General features: G+C 65.4%; 17 protein-coding genes. 9 read left to right on the top strand and 8 right to left on the bottom strand.

Features of this window, described 5'->3' with window-relative positions:
- Positions 1–151: 151 nt before the first annotated feature.
- The 4 genes from DVS29_RS02800 to DVS29_RS02785 all read right to left on the bottom strand — a co-directional run bounded on the left by DVS29_RS02800 (position 152) and on the right by DVS29_RS02785 (position 4,490).
- On the bottom strand, positions 152–1,309 hold the full coding sequence (locus DVS29_RS02800; protein ID WP_118178918.1) for a DegT/DnrJ/EryC1/StrS family aminotransferase: 1,158 nt from the start codon (positions 1,307–1,309) through the stop codon (positions 152–154).
- 195 nt (positions 1,310–1,504) lie between these two features.
- Positions 1,505–1,876: an SMR family transporter gene (locus DVS29_RS02795; RefSeq protein ID WP_118178917.1), complete on the bottom strand. Its 372-nt coding sequence runs from the start codon at positions 1,874–1,876 to the stop codon at positions 1,505–1,507.
- 144 nt (positions 1,877–2,020) lie between these two features.
- Positions 2,021–3,850, bottom strand: coding sequence for a glycosyltransferase family 39 protein (locus tag DVS29_RS02790; RefSeq protein ID WP_118178916.1), 1,830 nt, complete (start codon positions 3,848–3,850; stop codon positions 2,021–2,023).
- A gap of 265 nt (positions 3,851–4,115) precedes the next feature.
- Entirely contained in the window at positions 4,116–4,490 is a 375-nt protein-coding gene (locus tag DVS29_RS02785; protein ID WP_118178915.1) for an Mth938-like domain-containing protein, read from the bottom strand.
- Between the two features lie 424 nt (positions 4,491–4,914).
- On the opposite strand from DVS29_RS02785, the gene DVS29_RS02780 reads away from it, so the two are divergent.
- The 6 genes from DVS29_RS02780 to moaE all read left to right on the top strand — a co-directional run bounded on the left by DVS29_RS02780 (position 4,915) and on the right by moaE (position 11,299).
- The gene (locus DVS29_RS02780; RefSeq protein WP_118178914.1) at positions 4,915–6,162 is read left to right on the top strand and encodes a pyridoxal phosphate-dependent aminotransferase; all 1,248 of its coding nucleotides are present in this window, start codon (positions 4,915–4,917) and stop codon (positions 6,160–6,162) included.
- 72 nt (positions 6,163–6,234) lie between these two features.
- A complete protein-coding gene (locus DVS29_RS02775) occupies positions 6,235–7,566 on the top strand; it encodes a homoserine dehydrogenase (protein WP_118178913.1) in 1,332 nt (443 codons plus the stop codon).
- A gap of 129 nt (positions 7,567–7,695) precedes the next feature.
- Positions 7,696–9,153 carry a threonine synthase gene (gene thrC / locus DVS29_RS02770; RefSeq protein ID WP_118178912.1) on the top strand — a complete coding sequence of 486 codons (1,458 nt, stop codon included), beginning with the start codon at positions 7,696–7,698 and terminating at the stop codon, positions 9,151–9,153.
- A 150-nt stretch (positions 9,154–9,303) separates the two neighbouring features.
- On the top strand, positions 9,304–10,539 hold the full coding sequence (locus tag DVS29_RS02765; protein WP_118178911.1) for a molybdopterin molybdotransferase MoeA: 1,236 nt from the start codon (positions 9,304–9,306) through the stop codon (positions 10,537–10,539).
- A 10-nt stretch (positions 10,540–10,549) separates the two neighbouring features.
- Positions 10,550–10,807 carry a molybdopterin converting factor subunit 1 gene (gene moaD / locus DVS29_RS02760; protein WP_118178910.1) on the top strand — a complete coding sequence of 86 codons (258 nt, stop codon included), beginning with the start codon at positions 10,550–10,552 and terminating at the stop codon, positions 10,805–10,807.
- A 39-nt stretch (positions 10,808–10,846) separates the two neighbouring features.
- Entirely contained in the window at positions 10,847–11,299 is a 453-nt protein-coding gene (gene moaE / locus DVS29_RS02755; protein WP_118178909.1) for a molybdopterin synthase catalytic subunit MoaE, read from the top strand.
- 44 nt (positions 11,300–11,343) lie between these two features.
- Here the strand turns inward: moaE and DVS29_RS02750 are convergent, their stop codons facing one another.
- Positions 11,344–11,913, bottom strand: coding sequence for a group III truncated hemoglobin (locus DVS29_RS02750; protein ID WP_118178908.1), 570 nt, complete (start codon positions 11,911–11,913; stop codon positions 11,344–11,346).
- 126 nt (positions 11,914–12,039) lie between these two features.
- A complete protein-coding gene (locus DVS29_RS02745; protein WP_118178907.1) occupies positions 12,040–12,246 on the bottom strand; it encodes a hypothetical protein in 207 nt (68 codons plus the stop codon).
- Positions 12,247–12,301: 55 nt separating this feature from the next.
- Here DVS29_RS02745 and clpB point away from each other — a divergent pair, with 55 nt between their 5' ends.
- From clpB to DVS29_RS02730, 3 genes are all read left to right on the top strand, one after another.
- Entirely contained in the window at positions 12,302–14,899 is a 2,598-nt protein-coding gene (gene clpB / locus DVS29_RS02740; protein WP_118178906.1) for an ATP-dependent chaperone ClpB, read from the top strand.
- A 266-nt stretch (positions 14,900–15,165) separates the two neighbouring features.
- Positions 15,166–15,513, top strand: a complete 348-nt coding sequence (locus tag DVS29_RS02735) for a helix-turn-helix domain-containing protein (protein WP_118178905.1) — start codon at positions 15,166–15,168, stop codon at positions 15,511–15,513.
- Complete coding sequence (locus DVS29_RS02730; RefSeq protein ID WP_240655430.1) at positions 15,510–16,925, top strand: HipA domain-containing protein; 1,416 nt, start codon at positions 15,510–15,512, stop codon at positions 16,923–16,925. Before DVS29_RS02735 ends, DVS29_RS02730 begins: the two co-directional genes overlap by 4 nt.
- 6 nt (positions 16,926–16,931) lie before the next feature.
- Here the strand turns inward: DVS29_RS02730 and DVS29_RS02725 are convergent, their stop codons facing one another.
- Together DVS29_RS02725 and DVS29_RS02720 are read right to left on the bottom strand one after the other, a co-directional pair.
- Entirely contained in the window at positions 16,932–17,360 is a 429-nt protein-coding gene (locus DVS29_RS02725) for a YidB family protein (RefSeq protein ID WP_118178903.1), read from the bottom strand.
- A gap of 148 nt (positions 17,361–17,508) precedes the next feature.
- Positions 17,509–18,126, bottom strand: a complete 618-nt coding sequence (locus DVS29_RS02720) for a ComEA family DNA-binding protein (RefSeq protein ID WP_118178902.1) — start codon at positions 18,124–18,126, stop codon at positions 17,509–17,511.
- Positions 18,127–18,129: the final 3 nt, after the last annotated feature.

Below are 18,129 nucleotides of genomic sequence, written 5' to 3'. Positions count from 1 at the left end.
TACCTGTGTTCCGATTGTTCTTGGCGCTCGCCGCCGGTGTGCGCGTTCGCGCTCACCTCATGTGCCGCATGTGCTGCGCCTGTTTTTCGACTGCCGTCCCAAACCCTTGTTGCGACTGCTGTTCCGAAACTGGTGCCGGTTGGCCGCCGGATCAAGCCTGCTTCGCGAACTGCGTACAGATGTCGTTCACTGCGCGGCAGACGCGTGCGATGTCGTCGCCGGTCATCTGCGTGAAGAGCGGCAACGTGACCGTGCTCGCGCCAAAGCGCTCCGCATGCGGGAACATGCCCTCCTTGAAGCCCCGTGCGCGGTACAGCGAGAACAGGTGCAGCGCCGGGTAATGCACGCCCGAACCGATGCCGCGCTGCTTCAGTTCTTCCATGAACTCGCCGCGGCTGATCGACAGGCGCTCGATCGGCAGCGTGATCTGGAACATGTGCCAGTTCGTGTGCTCGAAGTCGCGCACCGGCAGGCCCACGCCGAGCTTGACCGCCGCGCCGCCCTCGAAGCCGTCGAAATACGCGCGCGCGAGTTTCCTGCGCTGCTGCGTAAAGCGTTCGAGATGCGGCAACTGGCCGAGGCCGACACGCGCCGCGACGTCCGTCAGGTTGAACTTGCCGCCCAGCACGTCGCAATCCATGCCGTCGTGGCCGCTGCGCGTGATGCCCTGCAGCCGGTACTTCTGCGCGAGCTTCGCTTCGTCCTCGTTGTTGAGCACGAGCGCGCCGCCTTCGATCGACGTCAGGTTCTTGTTCGGATGGAAGCTGAAAGACACGATGTCGCCGATCGCGCCGATCCGCTTGCCGTGCCACGTGGAGCCGAGCGCCTGCGCGGCGTCTTCGATCACCCGCAGATTGTGCGCCTTTGCGATCGCGTACAGGCGGTCCATGTCGACCGGCGCGCCCGCCAGATACACCGGGATCAGCGCCTTCGTTCGCGGCGTGATCGCCTTTTCGAGCAGGTCGAGGTCGATGTTGCGCGTGACGGGATCAATATCCGCGAACACCGGCGTCGCGCCGACTTCGAGGATCACGTTGCTGGTCGCGACCCACGTGGCGGGCGTGGTGATCACTTCGTCGCCGGGCCCGACGCCCGCGATCCGCAGGCCGATTTCGAGCGTCGCGGTGCCGGAGTTGAAAGTGCGCACCGGACGGCCGCCGCAGAAGGCCGAGAGCGCCGCTTCGAACGCCTGGTTCTGCGGGCCGGTCGTGATCCAGCCGGAGCGCAGCACTTCGACGACACCCGCGATCGTCTCATCGTCGATTTCAGGGCGCACGAACGGCAAAAACGGAGCGGAGGACTGGGTCATGAATGCAGGTCTCGTTGAAGGTGGAGCGTGTCCGGTTCAAAGGCGAGCCACGCTGGCGCGCCCGCGTGGCTCGCCGGTTGCCGCGCGCCGGTTGCAATGATCGGGCGGCAGCGGCCGGCTGGCGACATGCGCTGCGATCGCGGCCCAAGCGGCGGCACGAGCGGTTGTGCAGGGCGTCGAACGCCGGATCCCGCATCAGCTGCGCGCCAGGATAAACACGCCGACGAGGATGATGCCGATGCCGATCAGCCGCTGCACCGACAGCACTTCGCCGAACAGATACCACGCGGCGATCGCGTTGACTACGTAGCCGAGCGACAGCATCGGATACGCGATCGACACGTCGACTCGCGACAGCCCGACGATCCACACGCCCACGCTGACCACGTAGCACGCGAGTCCGCCCATGATCGGCAACTGCATCGCAATCTTGAAGCCTATGGGCAGGATGTTCGCACGGGTGAATTCGAAGTGTCCAACGGCGTTCACGCCCGCCTTCAGCAGCAGTTGGGCGCACGCGTTCAGCGCCACGCCGAGCAGGATACAGAAGAGGGAAACCGGGTTCATCAACGGTCAGACTCCGAAAGGTTCGGTAAACGGGGTTCAGGAAGGCTCGTGCCGCACCGCGCGTCCGTTCGAAGGCGATCCGTAAGAACGATGCGGCGGCGCGTCATGGCCGGGCGGCGCAAGCGCGCCGCGCGAGACTGTAACTCAATGCTGGGGCGGCGTGGCAAGCGGCGTGCTGGCCGCGCCCGATGCAGCCTGCGCGGACGATGCCGAGGCGGCCGCGGCCGGTGCGCTCGCGTCCAGCGGCGGCTTTTCGACGATCACGCGGCGCAGGTCCCGCGCCACCACGACCATCGGCAGATGCTCGGCGGACAGTTTGCGGTAGCGGTCGGGCGGCATCAGCGCGAGCGCGTAGCGGTCGGCCATCCAGCGTTGCTTCCATTCGGCGACGGTCGGCACCCATTTCTGCGGTTCGACCGATACGCCGAACGCCAGTTCGTCCGCGTGCTCGACCATGATCGTCGTGTGGCCGACGTAGAACGGCAGCGTGTGATCCAGCACGCCGACCGAATAGAACGGCGTGTCGGGCGGCATCGTTGCGAGCGCAGCTTTGACCGCCGGCGCGAGCGGCGCGCCCGAACTCAGTTTGCCGAACACGTCGTGGCCGGTGCCCGCGATCGTGCCGAGCAGCAGCCAGCCGGCGCCGAACGCGATCGCGGCGCGCGCCACGGTGCCGTTGCCCGCAGCGGGGCGAACCGGCGCTGCGACGGCCGACGCCGCATCCGCAGACGCGCTGCGCCGCAACAGCCACAGCGCGACCAGCGTCAGCAGCAATCCGACGGCGATCGCCGCCCACACCCACACGCGGAATTCGACCCACAGCGCATTCGGATTGCGCGCATCGCCGAGGCTGCCGAGGAAGGTCGCGCCGATCAGACCGGCCGCGAGACCGACCGCGTAGCCTGCCAGATGCTTGCGCAACCGTTCGCGCCCAACCAGTGGCAGATACATGCCGATCACGAGCGCGAGCGACGGCGCGACCGGCAGCGTGTACGACACGAGCTTCGAATGCGACGCGCTGAAGAACAGGAAGATGAACGCGGACCAGATGAGGAGCAGCGGCACCGGCGCGAAGCCGTTGGGCTGGCGCGGCACGCGCAGCGCATGGCGCACGCTCTGCACGCTGACGGACAGCCACGGCAGGAACCCGACCAGCAGCACCGGCACGAAGTACCAGAACGCGCCCGGGCGGTTCTGCTCGGGCGTCAGGTAGCGGCGGAACTGCTGCACGATGAAGAAGAAGTTGAAGAACTCGGGGTTGCGGTCCTGCACGAGTACGAACCACGGCGTCACGATCGCGAAGAACACGATCAGGCCGCTCACCAGGTACAGGCGCCGCCACAGCGCCCAGTTGCGCGTCGCGAGCGAGTACAGCACGAGCACAGCACCAGGCAGGATCAGCCCGACCAGGCCCTTGGAGAGCACCGCCAGCGCCATCGACGCCCAGCACACCCACATCCAGCCGCGCACGCTGCGGTCGGGCAGGTTCGGGCGCTGCGCGAGCAGCAGCGAGCAGAGCGTGAGTTCCATCCAGAACGACAGGGCCATGTCGAGCGTGTTGAAGTGGCCCATCAGGTTCCAGTACGGGCAGGTCGCGAGCACGACCGCGGCGAAGAGGCCCGTCGACGCATTGAACACGCGGCGGCCCGTGAAGCCCACCAGCAGCACGCCGGCGAAGCCGGTGAGCGCCGTATAGAGGCGCGCCTGCCATTCGCCGATGCCGAACCACATGAAGGTCAGCGCGTTCGCCCACGTCTGCAGCGGGGGCTTCTCGAAGTACTTGTAGCCGTTGTAGCGCGGCGTGATCCAGTCGTGCGTGATGAACATCTCGCGCGCCATTTCGGCGTAGCGGCCTTCGTCGCTCGGCAGCAGATGGCGCCAGCCGAGCGGCACGAACCAGACGACGGCGAGCGCCAGGATGAGCAGCAGCAATGCGGTGCGGTTGAGCGGTAGCCGGTCCGGCGTATCGTTCATAAAAGATTCAGCCTGTTGTTTCTTTTCGACGCCGGGCAGGGCGTGGCGGAGGGGCGGTCGGACGGATGCTGCCCGACCAGAGTTATAGCAACCTGTGCTGCAGGCGCTGTCAGATCGCGATCCGCGAACGCCGCGGATCGCAAAAGCGAAAGCGGCTCGCAGTTTACGCTATTCGACTGATCGGAACCTTAACTGGCTCGACTGCGTGGCCTCAACCGCGCATCGGGCGTCCGCTCCCCGACCCGCGGCGGGTGCCCGATGGTGCTCACGGCTCGATCAGGATCGCGGCCGCGACCTTGCGGCCCTCGGCCATCAGGATGTTGTAGGTCCGGCACGCGGCCTGCGAGTCCATCGTCTCGACGCCGATGCGGCGCGCCGCGAGCGCGGCCGTGAGGCGCGGATGCGGAAAGCGCAGCCGGCCGCCACTGCCGAACACGACCACCTCCGGCGCGGGTTCGATCAAGAGCGCGAAGTGTTCGGCCGAGAGCGCATCGAACGACGATACCGGCCACGGCATGACCGGTGCCTGAGGCATCACGATGATGCTGTGTTCGTGGCGTTCCAGATTGATTTCGACGTAACCGGCGCCGTAGGCGGTGACGGTGTTGAGCGCGCCGCTCGTGTCCTGATGCAGTTTCAACTTGATGGTCCGTCAAGGCATCGCGTGCGGCTGCCGTGGCTGCCCGCGGTGGTTTTTCAGGCAGAACGGCTCGTGGCCGTGCACGCCTGGTGGATTCGGAAATCGCGAGGATGGGTGCAACGCGACGCGCGGGAGGTCCGCGCGGCCGGCTTGCCGCATTGCGGAAACCAGCCAATATCCGCTAAATTATAACTTTTTAGCCGTCCGCCCGTGCCAGGGCTCCGCGCACCGCCACAAGCCGCGTGCCGCCGTGCTAAAGCCACTGGCCTCAATCGGGCCTGAAAACGGGCCTGAGAATGGGCCTACAGTCGGTTTTGATCCGCGGCAACATCCCGCCGCCGTGCCAGTTCACCGCGCCAGAGTCACACCCCAACGTTTCTCCTGGTTCGCCAGGCCCATTGATCCACGCAGTATCCACGCTGAAGTGCCCGCCGTGAAACCGATCCTGAAATCCAACAAGCTGTTGAACGTCTGCTACGACATCCGTGGGCCGGTTCTCGAACACGCGAAGCGCCTCGAGGAAGAGGGGCATCGCATCATCAAGCTCAATATCGGCAACCTCGCGCCGTTCGGGTTCGAGGCGCCGGACGAGATCATCCAGGACATGATCCGCAATCTGCCCAGTTCGTCGGGCTATTCGGATTCGAAGGGCGTGTTCGCGGCGCGCAAGGCGATCATGCATTACGCGCAGCAGAAGGGCGTGCTGGGCGTGGAACTGGACGACATCTACATCGGCAACGGCGCGTCCGAACTGATCGTGATGGCGCTGCAGGCGCTGCTGAATGACGGCGACGAAGTGCTGCTGCCGGCGCCGGATTACCCGCTGTGGACGGCGGGCGTGAGCCTCGCGGGCGGCACGCCGGTGCACTACATCTGCGACGAGAACAACCGCTGGATGCCGGACCCGGACGACATCCGCCGCAAGATCACGCCGAACACGCGGGCGCTCGTCGTGATCAACCCGAACAACCCGACCGGCGCGCTGTATTCCGACGAACTGCTGCTCGAACTGATCGGCATCGCGCGCGAGCATGGTCTCGTGATCTTCGCCGACGAGGTGTACGACAAGATCATCTACGACGGCAAGACGCACACGGCGATCGGCGCGCTGTCGGAAGACGTGCTGACGGTCACGTTCAACAGCCTGTCGAAGAGCTACCGCTCGTGCGGCTATCGCGCGGGCTGGATGTACCTGTCGGGCTTGAGCGGAGAAAATCGCCGCCGCTCGAAAGATTATTGCGAAGGGCTCGGCATTCTGGCTTCGATGCGCCTGTGCCCGAACGTGCCGGGCCAGTACGCGATCCAGACGGCGCTCGGCGGCTACCAGAGCATCAACGAGCTGATCCAGCCGGGCGGCCGCCTGTACCGGCAGCGCGAACTCGCGTACGACATGCTCACCGCGATTCCGGGCGTCACGTGCGTGAAGCCGGAAGCGGCGCTCTACATGTTCCCGAAGCTCGATCCGAAGCTGTATCCGATCGAGAACGACCAGCAGTTCATCCTCGATCTGCTGCTCGAAGAGCGGGTGCTGCTGGTGCAGGGCACCGGTTTCAACTGGAAGTCGCCGGATCACTTCCGCGTGGTATTTCTGCCGAACGTGGATGACCTCGCGGATTCGATCAACCGCATTGCGCGCTTCCTCGACGGCTATCGCAAACGGCATTCGGTCTGAGCGCGCTCCATACGGGCACGGTAGAGCGGATGCAGGACGGAATTTCAATCACTTAATCGACATACACGCTGCATGGAACCGATCAGAGTTGGACTGCTGGGCTTCGGCACGGTAGGCAGCGGCACCTTCACGGTACTGCGCCGCAATCAGGATGAGATCAAACGTCGCGCGGGCCGCGGCATCGAGATTGCGCGCATCGCCGTGCGCAATCCGGCGAAAGCCACAGCGGCCCTCGGCAACGAAGCGGGCACCGTCGAAGTCACCGACGACTTCAACGCGGTGGTCGACGATCCGTCCATCGCGATCGTCGCCGAGATGATCGGCGGTACGGGCATCGCACGCGAACTCGTGCTGCGCGCGATCAAGAACCGCAAGCATGTGGTGACGGCGAACAAGGCGCTGCTCGCGGTGCACGGCACCGAGATCTTCGAGGCAGCGCGCGCGAACGGCGTGATGGTCGCGTTCGAGGCGGCGGTGGCGGGCGGCATCCCGATCATCAAGGCGCTGCGCGAGGGCCTCACGGCCAACCAGATCGGCTACATCGCCGGCATCATCAACGGCACGACGAACTACATCCTGTCGGAGATGCGCGACCGCGGCCTCGACTTCGCGACCGCGCTGAAGGCCGCGCAGGAACTGGGCTACGCGGAAGCGGACCCGACCTTCGACATCGAAGGTGTCGACGCCGCGCACAAGGCGACGATCATGAGCGCGATCGCGTTCGGTGTGCCGGTGCAGTTCGACAAGGCGTACGTGGAAGGCATCAGCAAGCTCGCCGCGATCGACATCAAGTACGCGGAAGAGCTCGGTTACCGGATCAAGCTGCTCGGCATCGCGCGCCGCTCGCCGAAGGGCATCGAGCTGCGCGTGCACCCCACGCTGATTCCGGCGAAGCGCCTGCTCGCGAACGTGGAAGGCGCGATGAACGCAGTCGTCGTGCATGGCGATGCGGTCGGCACGACGCTCTACTACGGCAAGGGCGCGGGCGCGGAGCCGACGGCGTCCGCCGTGGTCGCCGATCTGGTCGACGTGACGCGCCTGCATACCGCCGACCCCGAGCACCGCGTGCCGCATCTCGCGTTCCAGCCGGACCGCCTGTCCAGCACGCCGATCCTGCCGATCGACGAAGTGACGAGCGGCTATTACCTGCGTCTGCGTGTGGCGGATGTGACCGGCGTGCTCGCCGACATCACGCGCATTCTCGCGGACGCGGGCATTTCGATCGACGCGTTGCTGCAGAAAGAATCGGAGCAGGTCGACGCCGCGCACAAGGGCGAGACCGACATCATCCTGATCACGCACGAGACGGTCGAAAAGCAGGTCAACGCGGCGATTGCGCGTATCGAGGCGCTGCAGACGGTCGTGTCGAAGGTGACGAAGCTGCGCATGGAGTCGCTCAACTGAAGCTTCGCTGAGGCGCGCCGGGCGCGTTCCGTGCGTGCCCGGCAGGCTTTCCCGGGCGTTCCCAACCACGACTCGGCTCAACGCAATGCACCCCGAACGATTCGCGCGGGGTTCAACAAGGTCAGACAGATGAATTACATTTCCACGCGCGGCGCCGGAGCGGGCGAGCGCCATACGTTCTCGGACATCCTGCTCGGCGGCCTCGCGAAAGACGGCGGCCTGTACCTGCCGGCGCAGTATCCGCGGGTGAGTGCCGACGAACTCGCGCGCTGGCGCGCGCTGTCTTACGCGGACCTCGCGTTCGAGGTGCTGTCGAAATTCAGCGACGACATTCCCGCCGCCGACCTGCGCGATCTCGCGCAGCGCACCTACACCGCCGCGACCTACTGCAACGTGCGCAACGACGAGAGTGCGCAGCAGATCACGCCGCTGAAAACGCTCGGCGTTGAGAACGGCGCGCCGCTGTCGCTGCTGGAGCTGTCGAACGGCCCGACGCTCGCGTTCAAGGACATGGCGATGCAGCTGCTCGGCAACCTGTTCGAGTACACGCTGAAGAAGCACGGCGAGACGCTGAACATCCTGGGCGCCACTTCCGGCGACACCGGCAGCGCAGCCGAATACGCGATGCGCGGCAAGACCGGCGTGCGCGTGTTCATGCTGTCGCCGCACAAAAAGATGAGCGCGTTCCAGACCGCGCAGATGTACAGCCTGCAGGACCCGAACATCTTCAACCTCGCGATCGAAGGCAACTTCGACCAGTGCCAGGACATCGTCAAGGCGGTGTCGAACGATCACGCGTTCAAGGCGAAGCACAAGATCGGCACGGTCAACTCGATCAACTGGGCGCGCGTGGTCGCGCAGGTCGTCTACTACTTCAAGGGCTATTTCGCCGCGACGAAGTCGAACGACGAACGCGTGTCGTTCACCGTGCCGTCGGGCAATTTCGGCAACGTCTGCGCGGGGCACATCGCGCGCATGATGGGCCTGCCGATCGAGAAGCTCGTCGTCGCGACGAACGAGAACGACGTGCTCGACGAGTTCTTCCGCACGGGTATCTACCGCGTGCGCGAAGCGAAGGAGACGTATCACACGAGCAGCCCGAGCATGGACATCTCGAAGGCGTCGAACTTCGAGCGCTTCGTGTTCGATCTGCTCGGCCGCGATCCGGCGCGGGTGTTGCAGCTGTTCCGCGACGTCGAGGAGAAGGGCGGCTTCGACCTTGCCGCAAGTGGCGATTTCACGCGGGTGCAGCAGTTCGGATTCGTGTCCGGACGCAGCAGCCATGACGATCGTGTCGACGCGATCCGCGACGTGTTCCAGCAGTACGACACGATGATCGACACGCACACGGCGGACGGCGTGAAGGTGGCGCGCGAGCATCTGCAGCCGGGCATCCCGATGATCGTGCTCGAGACCGCGCAGCCGATCAAGTTCGGCGAGACGATCCGCGAGGCGCTCGAACGCGAGCCGGAGCGGCCGGCCACGTTCGTCGGACTCGAAGCGCTGCCGCAGCGCTTCGAGGTGCTGCCGGCGGATGCGCAACAGGTGAAGGCGTTCGTCGCCACGCACACGGCCGACGCCGCATAAGCCGTCGAATAAGCAGCTGAATGCGCGCTTGAATGTGCATTCGGGCGATGCGGACCCAACGCACCGCCCGCGCGCCGCTACAATGATCCTTTCTGCTCACGCATGCACGGATCGATGTCCACGCCCACTCAAGCGGCGCCCCGCGCGCCGATGATCTCGACCGCCGAGGCGCTCGCGACGCTGCTCGACGGCGCCCGCCCCGTCGGCGGAACGGAAACGCTGCCGACGCTCGACGCGTTGAACCGCGTGCTCGCAGCGGACGTCGTGTCGCCGCTCGACGTGCCGCCGATGAACACCAGCGCGATGGACGGCTACGCGGTGCGCGTCGCCGATCTCGCGTCCGGCGACCGGCGTCTGCCCGTTTCGCAGCGCATTCCCGCCGGACACGCGCCGCAGCCGCTCGCCGCGGGCGCGGCGGCACGCATTTTCACCGGCGCGACGGTGCCGCCCGGCGCCGATGCGATCGTGATGCAGGAACAGACCGAAACCGCCGGCGACACCGTGACGATCCTGCACACGCCCGTTGCCGGCGAGTGGATCACGAAGCAGGGCGCGGACATCCGCAGCGGCTCGACGATCCTGCCGGCCGGCACGCGCCTCACGCCGGCGGCGCTCGGGCTCGCGGCGTCGGTGGGCTGCGCGGAACTGCACGTGATGCGGCGCGTGAAGGTCGCGGTGTTCTTCACCGGCGACGAACTGACGATGCCCGGCGAGCCGCTCAAGCCCGGCGCGATCTACAACTCGAACCGCTTCACGCTGCGCGGGCTGCTGCAGAAGCTCGGCTGCGAGATCACCGATTACGGCATCGTGCGCGACCAGCTCGATGCGACCCGCGCGACGCTGCGCGAAGCGGCGCGCGAGCACGATCTGATCGTCACGTGCGGTGGCGTGTCGGTGGGCGAGGAAGATCACGTGAAGCCCGCCGTCGAAGCCGAAGGGCGGCTCACGATGTGGCAGATCGCGATGAAGCCGGGCAAGCCGCTGGCGTTCGGCGCGGTGCGGCGCGAGGGTGCCAAAGCAGGTGCCGACGCGGCGCAGGAAAGCGAAGCATTCTTCATCGGCCTGCCGGGCAACCCGGTGTCGAGCTTCGTCACCTTCCTGCTGTTCGTGCGGCCGTTCGTGCTGCGCCTCGCCGGCGTGCAGACCGTCGCGCCGCGCGCGGTCACGCTGCGCGCGGACTTCACGCAGTCGAAGGGCGACCGGCGCAACGAGTTTCTGCGCGCGCGGATCAATCCCGCGGGCGGCCTCGACCTGTACTCGAACCAGAGCTCGGCCGTGCTGACCTCGACCGTGTGGGGCGACGGCCTGATCGACAATCCGCCGAACCATCCGATCACGGCGGGCGAGACGGTCCGCTTCATTCCTTTTTCCGAACTGCTGAACTGACGTGGTAGTGATGAAGATCGACCTTCGATATTTCGCGAGTGTGCGGGAAGCGCTCGGCAAGGCAGACGAAACGGTGACTGTGCCGGAAGGCGTCGCGACCGTTGGCGACGTGCGCGCATGGCTGCGCACGCGCGGCGGCGCGTGGGCCGAGACGCTCGCCGAGGGGCGCGCGCTACGCATGGCGTGCAACCACGAGATGACCGATGCTGGCACGCGCCTCACGGACGGCTGCGAGGTCGCGTTCTTTCCGCCCGTGACGGGAGGCTGAGCGCATCCACCACGGCACGAACGCAAGGAGAATCGAGCGATGACCGTACGCGTGCAAACCGGGGATTTCGACCTGAGCGCCGAAGTGGCGGCGCTGCGCGCGCGCAATCCGAAGATCGGCGCGGTCGCGTGCTTCGTCGGCACCGTACGCGATCTGAACGACGGCAGCGCGATCGAGACGATGGAGCTCGAACACTATCCGGGCATGACCGAAAAGTCGCTCGAAGCGATCGTCGATGAAGCGCGCGAGCGCTGGCCGGGCATCGACGTGCTGATCGTGCATCGGGTCGGCAAGCTCGTGCCGCTCGACCAGATCGTGCTGGTCGCGACCACGGCCGCGCATCGCGGCGACGCGTTCGCGTCGTGCGAGTTCGTGATGGACTATCTGAAGACCCAGGCGCCGTTCTGGAAGAAGGAAAAGACGCCGGACGGCGAGCGCTGGGTGGACGCGCGCGTGTCGGATGACGCGGCGATGGCGCGCTGGGAGCGTTGAACTGCTGTACTGCTACTGCCCGAAAGAGCAGCGAATAAGCACGCTCACACGTTATCGTCAGTGTCCGGTTCGTCGAGCGGACGCCCGATGATCTTCGCCGGGAACGGCTCGCCGCGCGGCCGCTTCGCTGCCGCGTCGCGCTCGTCGTCGCCTTCGCGCGGCAGCCGCGGCGCGACGCGATCGAGCAGCGCCTGCTGCTCCGCCGGAATCTGGTAATCCCAGCCGAAACGGCTCAGCTGAAGGCTCTGCGCGATGCGCAGCGCCGGCTCCATGAAGCGCACCGCCGCGGCGGGCTCGTAACGGCCTTCGACCGTATCGAGGAACAGATACAGCCAGTGGCTGAAATGACGCGGCTCGATGCCCGGCAGCGGCGCATGGGCCTGCTGCACGTTGCCGCGATACTGCTTCGCGCCAAGCACGAGGCTCGACCAGAACGCGGTCATCTTAGGCATATGCTCTTCCCAGCGGCCGTCGAGCGCGGCGCCGAAGATCGGACCGAGCAGCGCATCGGCGCGCACGCGCCGGTAGAACGCGTCCACCAGCTCGCGGATGTTGTCCGGAGTCGGCTCGGCTTGCCGTTCGACGGCTTCGGCGGGAGGAAAAGACGGCTTCATACGATGACGGCTGGATGACGGCCTGCTGCGACGGCGGCAGGCCTGGAACGGCGGCGGCCGTTTGCCTTCTCGCGTCGTGCACGCGCGCGCATACTGCCGCAATGTGACGCGGATCAAGTCAGCTTATCACGCGATGTCGTATGAATACGGGGCGGCCTTGCCGCAGGCAGGGGCAATGAAACGTATGAACCCGTCGACCTGCAGGCGGTCATGGATGCAGACAGAGTCGCCGTGTGATGCGGTCGTCACGTGGTCGTCGCGATCCGGAACGGACCAAACTTCGGCCTGGCCAAGATTTTGCAGTTTGTCACGAAAAAAGCGCTTGAAACCCACTTAAATCGCCTCATTTTGGTGCTATTCAGAAATTCAGAAACTGGAGGTCTCTTGAATGAGAGTCGACAAACTCACCACCAAATTCCAGGAAGCACTGGCGGATGCCCAGAGCCTCGCGGTCGGGCGTGACAATCAGTACATCGAGCCGGTTCACCTGCTCTCGGCCCTGATCGCCCAGCAGGATGGCTCCGCGCGTTCGCTGCTGTCGCGCGCGGGCGTGCATACCCAGGCGCTGCAGAGCGGCCTGAGCGAGGCGATGTCGCGTCTGCCGCAGGTGAAGGGCACCGACGGCAACGTGCAGGTCAGCCGCGAGCTCACGGGTCTGTTGAACCAGGCCGACAAGGAAGCGCAGAAGCTCAACGACACGTTCATCGCGAGCGAGATGTTCCTGCTCGCGGTCGCGGACGACAAAGGCGAAATCGGGCGCCTCGCGCGCCAGTACGGCCTCACGCGCAAGTCGCTCGAATCGGCCATCGCGGCTGTGCGCGGCGGCGCGCAGGTGCACAGCCAGGACGCGGAGAGCCAGCGCGAAGCGCTCAAGAAGTACACGATCGACCTGACCGAACGGGCGCGGGCGGGCAAGCTCGACCCGGTGATCGGCCGTGACGACGAAATCCGCCGCTCGATCCAGATCCTGCAGCGCCGCACGAAAAACAATCCGGTGCTGATCGGCGAACCGGGCGTCGGCAAGACGGCGATCGTTGAAGGGCTCGCGCAGCGCATCGTCAACGGCGAGGTGCCGGAAACGCTGAAGGGCAAGCGCGTGCTGTCGCTCGACATGGCGGCGCTGCTCGCCGGCGCGAAGTATCGCGGCGAGTTCGAGGAACGCCTGAAGGCCGTGCTGAACGACATCGCGAAGGACGAAGGCCAGACCATCGTCTTCATCGACGAAATCCACACGATGGTCGGCGCGGGCAAGGCCGAAGGCGCGATGGATGCGGGCAACATGCTGAAGCCGGCGCTGTCGCGCGGCGAGCTGCATTGCGTCGGCGCGACCACGCTCGACGAATACCGCAAGTACATCGAAAAGGACGCCGCGCTCGAGCGCCGCTTCCAGAAGGTGCTCGTCGACGAACCGTCCGTCGAGGCGACCATCGCGATCCTGCGCGGTCTGCAGGAGAAGTACGAGCTGCACCACGGCGTCGATATCACCGACCCGGCGATCGTCGCCGCGGCCGAGCTGTCGCATCGCTACATCACGGACCGTTTCCTGCCGGACAAGGCAATCGACCTGATCGACGAGGCCGCGTCGAAGATCAAGATGGAAATCGACTCGAAGCCGGAAGAGATGGACCGGCTCGACCGTCGCCGTATCCAGCTGAAGATCGAGCGCGAGGCGGTGAAGAAGGAGAAGGACGAAGCGTCGCAGAAGCGTCTGCAACTGATCGAGGAAGAGATCGAGCGGCTCGACCGCGAGTATGCCGACCTCGACGAGATCTGGACCGCGGAGAAAGCTGCGGTGCAGGGCAGCGCGGCGCTGAAGGAAGACATCGAGCGCACGCGCGCCGAGATCGCGCGGCTGCAACGCGAAGGCAAGCTCGAGAAGGTGGCCGAGCTGCAGTACGGCAAGCTGCCGAAGCTCGAAGCGCAGCTGAAGGAAGTGGCGCAGGCCGAGGCGCGCGAGCAGAACAATCCGACCCGTCCGCGGCTGTTGCGCACCCAGGTGGGCGCGGAAGAAATCGCCGAAGTGGTGTCGCGCGCAACCGGCATCCCCGTGTCGCGGATGATGCAGGGCGAGCGCGAGAAGCTGCTGCAGATCGAGACGAAGCTGCACGAGCGCGTGGTCGGTCAGGACGAAGCGATCAGCGCCGTCGCGGATGCGATCCGCCGCTCGCGCGCTGGCCTCGCGGACCCGAACCGGCCGTACGGTTCGTTCCTGTTCCTCGGGCCGACGGGCGTCGGCAAGACCGAGCTGTGCAAGGCGCTGGCGTCGTTCCTGTTTGATTCGGAAGAGCATCTGATCCGCATCGACATGAGCGAATTCATGGAGAAGCACAGCGTCGCGCGGCTGATCGGCGCGCCGCCGGGCTATGTCGGCTACGAAGAGGGCGGCTATCTGACCGAGGCCGTTCGCCGCAAGCCGTATAGCGTGATCCTGCTGGACGAGATCGAGAAGGCGCATCCAGATGTGTTCAACGTGCTGCTGCAGGTGCTCGACGACGGCCGCATGACCGATGGCCAGGGACGCACCGTGGACTTCAAGAACACGGTGATCGTGATGACGTCGAACCTCGGTTCGCAGGTGATCCAGGCGATGGTCGACCAGCCGCAGGATGCGGTGAAGGATGCCGTGTGGGAAGAAGTGAAGCTGCATTTCCGCCCGGAATTCCTGAACCGGATCGACGACGTCGTGGTGTTCCATGCGCTCGATCGCGCGAACATCCAGTCGATCGCGAAGATCCAGTTGCAGCGTCTGCAGGAGCGGCTGGCAAGGATGGACATGCAGCTCGACGTGTCGGAAGACGCGCTCGAGCAGATCGGCAAGGTGGGCTACGATCCGCTGTTCGGCGCGAGGCCGTTGAAGCGCGCGATCCAGCAGGAGATCGAGAACCCGGTCGCGAAGCTGATTCTCGCCGGCAGGTTCGGTCCGAAGGACGTGATTCCGGTGGGCGTGCAGGACGGCAAGTTCATGTTCGACCGCGTCGTGCATTGATCGACGCGGCGGCTTGGGTAGCTTGAGCTGTTTGTGACGAAGGGCAACGGAGGGATCCGTTGCCCTTTTTGTTGGGTGGGTAGGTAGAAAATCTGCGCGCTCGCAAGGATATCGTCAAAATCACCGTCCACTGGGGTTAAATCCGTGCAATCGCATGGAATATCCATTTTGGCAGCTTGTAGACAGGATAATCCATGCAATTGCATGGATTATCGGAGTGTCCTACAATGATTCAATTAAAATCCATCCGATTGCAAGGATTTTCAATGAACATCCGTGTCAGCGATCCTGCCGATCTTGGCGTTTTCGTGCGTGCTGCCCGTAAAGCTCAGCAACTGCGGCAGGACGACGCAGCAGGCAGTCTCGGTGTCAGCGAAAGCTTTCTCGGCAAGGTCGAGAACGGCGCGGACGGCGTCCATTGGGGCAAGTTGTTCGGCGTGCTCGAAGGACTTGGCGTGCGGCTCAGCGTGGACCTGCCTCGCGATGCGGCCGCGCTCGTCGAGGACGAGCGGCGCAAGCTCGCTATGCGCCTCGCTCGTGTCGCGAAACGTGAGGCGGGGGACGACGAACCGGATACCGCCCGTATGCGCCGCAGCGATGAAGGCGACCAATGATGTCGCCGGACCAACATGACGGCGCACCGCCATCGAAGGGGCTAGCGGTTCACGAAGCGTCACAGGGCAGCAGCGCGTCAGCAACGCCGAGCGCGTCGCGTGAACTCATCGCCAGCATCAACGAGGTGACTGTCGGCGCATTGCGCGACGAGAATGACATCTGGAGCTTCACATACGCGCCCCGTTGGCTCGAACGCGCCGACCGATATCCGTTGAGTCCCGCATTGCCGTTGCAGGTCGAGCCGCTACGCGACGGCAGCAGCCGCCGCCCGGTGCAGTGGTACTTCGACAATCTGTTGCCCGAGGAAGGCCAGCGCGTACTGCTCGCGCGCGACGCGCACCTGCGCAGCGAGACCGACGCGTTTGCGCTGCTCGCGCACTATGGTGCGGAGTCTGCGGGTTCGGTGACGCTGCTGCCTTCGAGCGTCGCAGCGTCAGACCGTTCTCGCGGCGGTTTGCGTCCGCTGTCCGATGCGCAGCTGTTCGCGCGCATCGCCGCGTTGCCGCAGCTGCCGCTCACGCACGATGCGATGAAACGTATGTCGCTGGCAGGCGCACAGCACAAACTTGCCATGGTGCTGCGAGATGGCGAACTCTACGAGCCGTCGGGCCCTACGCCCTCGACGCACATCCTCAAGCCCGATCATCAGGATCGCGATGACTACCCGCATTCGGTAATCAACGAGTGGTTCGTGATGCGGCTCGCGGCGCGCGTGGGTCTCGAGGTGCCCGCGGTACACCGGCGTTACGTGCCGGCGCCTGTATATCTCGTCGACCGCTTCGATCGCGTCGAGGAGCGTGGCGAATGGTTGCGGCGGCATACGATCGACGCATGCCAGCTGCTCGACCTTGCACGCACGTTCAAATACGAGCAGGGCAGTGTCGAGCGGCTGGCGACGATCGCATCGCTTTGCCGCAATCGGGCCGTAGCGCGTACCCGGATCTTTTCGTGGCTCGTGTTTAACGTGCTGACCGGCAATTCCGATGCACACCTGAAGAATCTGAGCTTTCTCGTGTCGGACGAGGACTTTCAGCTCGCACCGTTCTACGACCTGTTGAGCATCGCGGCGTGGAGCACGCCGATGTATCAGAAAGGCGACTGGCCGGACCGTGTGCCTTTCGCCTGGGATATTGCCGGTAAGCGCTACTTCGCGGATTTCGATCGCGCATTGCTGCTCGGCGCTGGTGCGACCATCGGACTCGCATCACGCACAGCCGAACGCCTGCTCGACGCGCTGCTGGATCAAATCGAAAGTGCGGCCGCAGCCTTGTACGAAGAGACGGAACGGGACAACACTGCAATCATGGGTGAACGTCCCGAACTCACGGCGACACTGGGCGGCGAATTGACATGCCTGCGTGTGATCCGGTACACCATCATCGCGGAGATGGTGCGCCGGTTGTCGCGGTGAACTACCTCACCCCTGCTTGTTCCCAAACAGCGAAGCCAGCCCGCCCAGCGCGCCGAGCACCGTATCGGAATTGAGCTTGCCATCGGCGGGCACTTCGCCTTGCGGCGTGGCCGCGTTGACGACGTGCGGCAGGATCTGCGACAGCAGACCGCCGGCCTGCTGCGGATCGATGCCGGCCTTCGACGCGAGATTCGCGACGACGTCCGAGCCGAGCACGTTTTGCACGGTGTCCGCCGAAATCGGCTGGTTCTCTCCGTTGCTGACCCACGAATTGATGATGTCGCCCGCGCCGTTCTCGTGGAAGCGCTGGATCAGGCCGTTCAGGCCGCCCGGCTGGTTGTTGACGAATTCGAGGGCCGCCGAGACCAGCGCCTGCTGGCTGCCGCCCTGGGCGTTGCCGCCCATCAGGGAACCGAGGGTATCGAGTAGGCTCATGATGTTCTCTCTGTCAGGCCGGCACGCGAACGCGCACCGGCGGAAACGCCGCGCGGGACGCGCGGCAGGGAATGGGTCGATTGTGTTTGCCGCGGGTTTGTCACTGCAGCAAGCTCAGCGACACGCAACGCGGTAACGGCTAGCGGCATCAGCCGCCGGAAGCCGCGGCAGCGGATGCCGCCTTGCTCTTCTTGCCTTTCTTCTTCGATGCCTTTGCCGACGAAGCGCCCGACGCCGCAGCAGCCGTCGGCGTGCTCGCCGCCGGAGCAGCGGCCGCCATCGTGCCGGCGGGCGCCGATGCCGCTTCGGCATCCTTCGCTTTCTTCTTCGACTTCGTCGCCTTGGTGCCCGACGCGGCCATCATCATCATCGCGGGCGCGGCGCCGGACGATGCGCCGTTGGACGGCGCGGCCGACGTCTGCGCGGCGGGCGCGGGAGCCTTCATCGAAGCAGCCTTGCTGGCGTTCGACGACGCACCCTTGGCGCCCGTGGGCGGCGCGGACGAGCCGTTGACCGTGAGGCCCGCCGTTTCGAGATTCGTGACCGACTTCTGGCCGAGGCCCTTCACGCGCGAAGCCAGGTCGTCGGCGTCCTTGAACGGACCATTTTTCGTGCGTTCGTCGATGATCGCTTTCGCGTGCACCGGACCGATGCCCTTAACCGACTCGAGCGCGGTTTCGTCCGCGGTATTCACTTCGACGGCGTTCGCGAGGGCGGACCCGAGCGACAGCAGGACGATGCAGAGCATCAACAGCTTCTTCAGCATGGC

This window comes from Paraburkholderia phosphatilytica (assembly GCF_003443895.1).
Taxonomy (GTDB): domain Bacteria; phylum Pseudomonadota; class Gammaproteobacteria; order Burkholderiales; family Burkholderiaceae; genus Paraburkholderia; species Paraburkholderia phosphatilytica.
This window is presented reverse-complemented; position numbering and strand designations above follow the sequence as displayed.

Bases quoted from the DNA above. Each gene is read 5' to 3' on its own strand.
- DVS29_RS02765 (WP_118178911.1), top strand. From the start codon at position 9,304: ATGATCTCGACCGCCGAGGCGCTCGCGACGCTGCTCGACGGCGCCCGC.
- moaE (WP_118178909.1), top strand. From the start codon at position 10,847: ATGACCGTACGCGTGCAAACCGGGGATTTCGACCTGAGCGCCGAAGTG.
- DVS29_RS02800 (WP_118178918.1), bottom strand. From the start codon at position 1,309: ATGACCCAGTCCTCCGCTCCGTTTTTGCCGTTCGTGCGCCCTGAAATC.
- DVS29_RS02790 (WP_118178916.1), bottom strand. From the start codon at position 3,850: ATGAACGATACGCCGGACCGGCTACCGCTCAACCGCACCGCATTGCTG.
- DVS29_RS02735 (WP_118178905.1), top strand. From the start codon at position 15,166: ATGAACATCCGTGTCAGCGATCCTGCCGATCTTGGCGTTTTCGTGCGT.
- DVS29_RS02725 (WP_118178903.1), bottom strand. From the start codon at position 17,360: ATGAGCCTACTCGATACCCTCGGTTCCCTGATGGGCGGCAACGCCCAG.
- thrC (WP_118178912.1), top strand. From the start codon at position 7,696: ATGAATTACATTTCCACGCGCGGCGCCGGAGCGGGCGAGCGCCATACG.
- clpB (WP_118178906.1), top strand. From the start codon at position 12,302: ATGAGAGTCGACAAACTCACCACCAAATTCCAGGAAGCACTGGCGGAT.
- DVS29_RS02795 (WP_118178917.1), bottom strand. From the start codon at position 1,876: ATGAACCCGGTTTCCCTCTTCTGTATCCTGCTCGGCGTGGCGCTGAAC.
- moaD (WP_118178910.1), top strand. From the start codon at position 10,550: ATGAAGATCGACCTTCGATATTTCGCGAGTGTGCGGGAAGCGCTCGGC.
- DVS29_RS02775 (WP_118178913.1), top strand. From the start codon at position 6,235: ATGGAACCGATCAGAGTTGGACTGCTGGGCTTCGGCACGGTAGGCAGC.
- DVS29_RS02730 (WP_240655430.1), top strand. From the start codon at position 15,510: ATGATGTCGCCGGACCAACATGACGGCGCACCGCCATCGAAGGGGCTA.
- DVS29_RS02750 (WP_118178908.1), bottom strand. From the start codon at position 11,913: ATGAAGCCGTCTTTTCCTCCCGCCGAAGCCGTCGAACGGCAAGCCGAG.
- DVS29_RS02720 (WP_118178902.1), bottom strand. From the start codon at position 18,126: ATGCTGAAGAAGCTGTTGATGCTCTGCATCGTCCTGCTGTCGCTCGGG.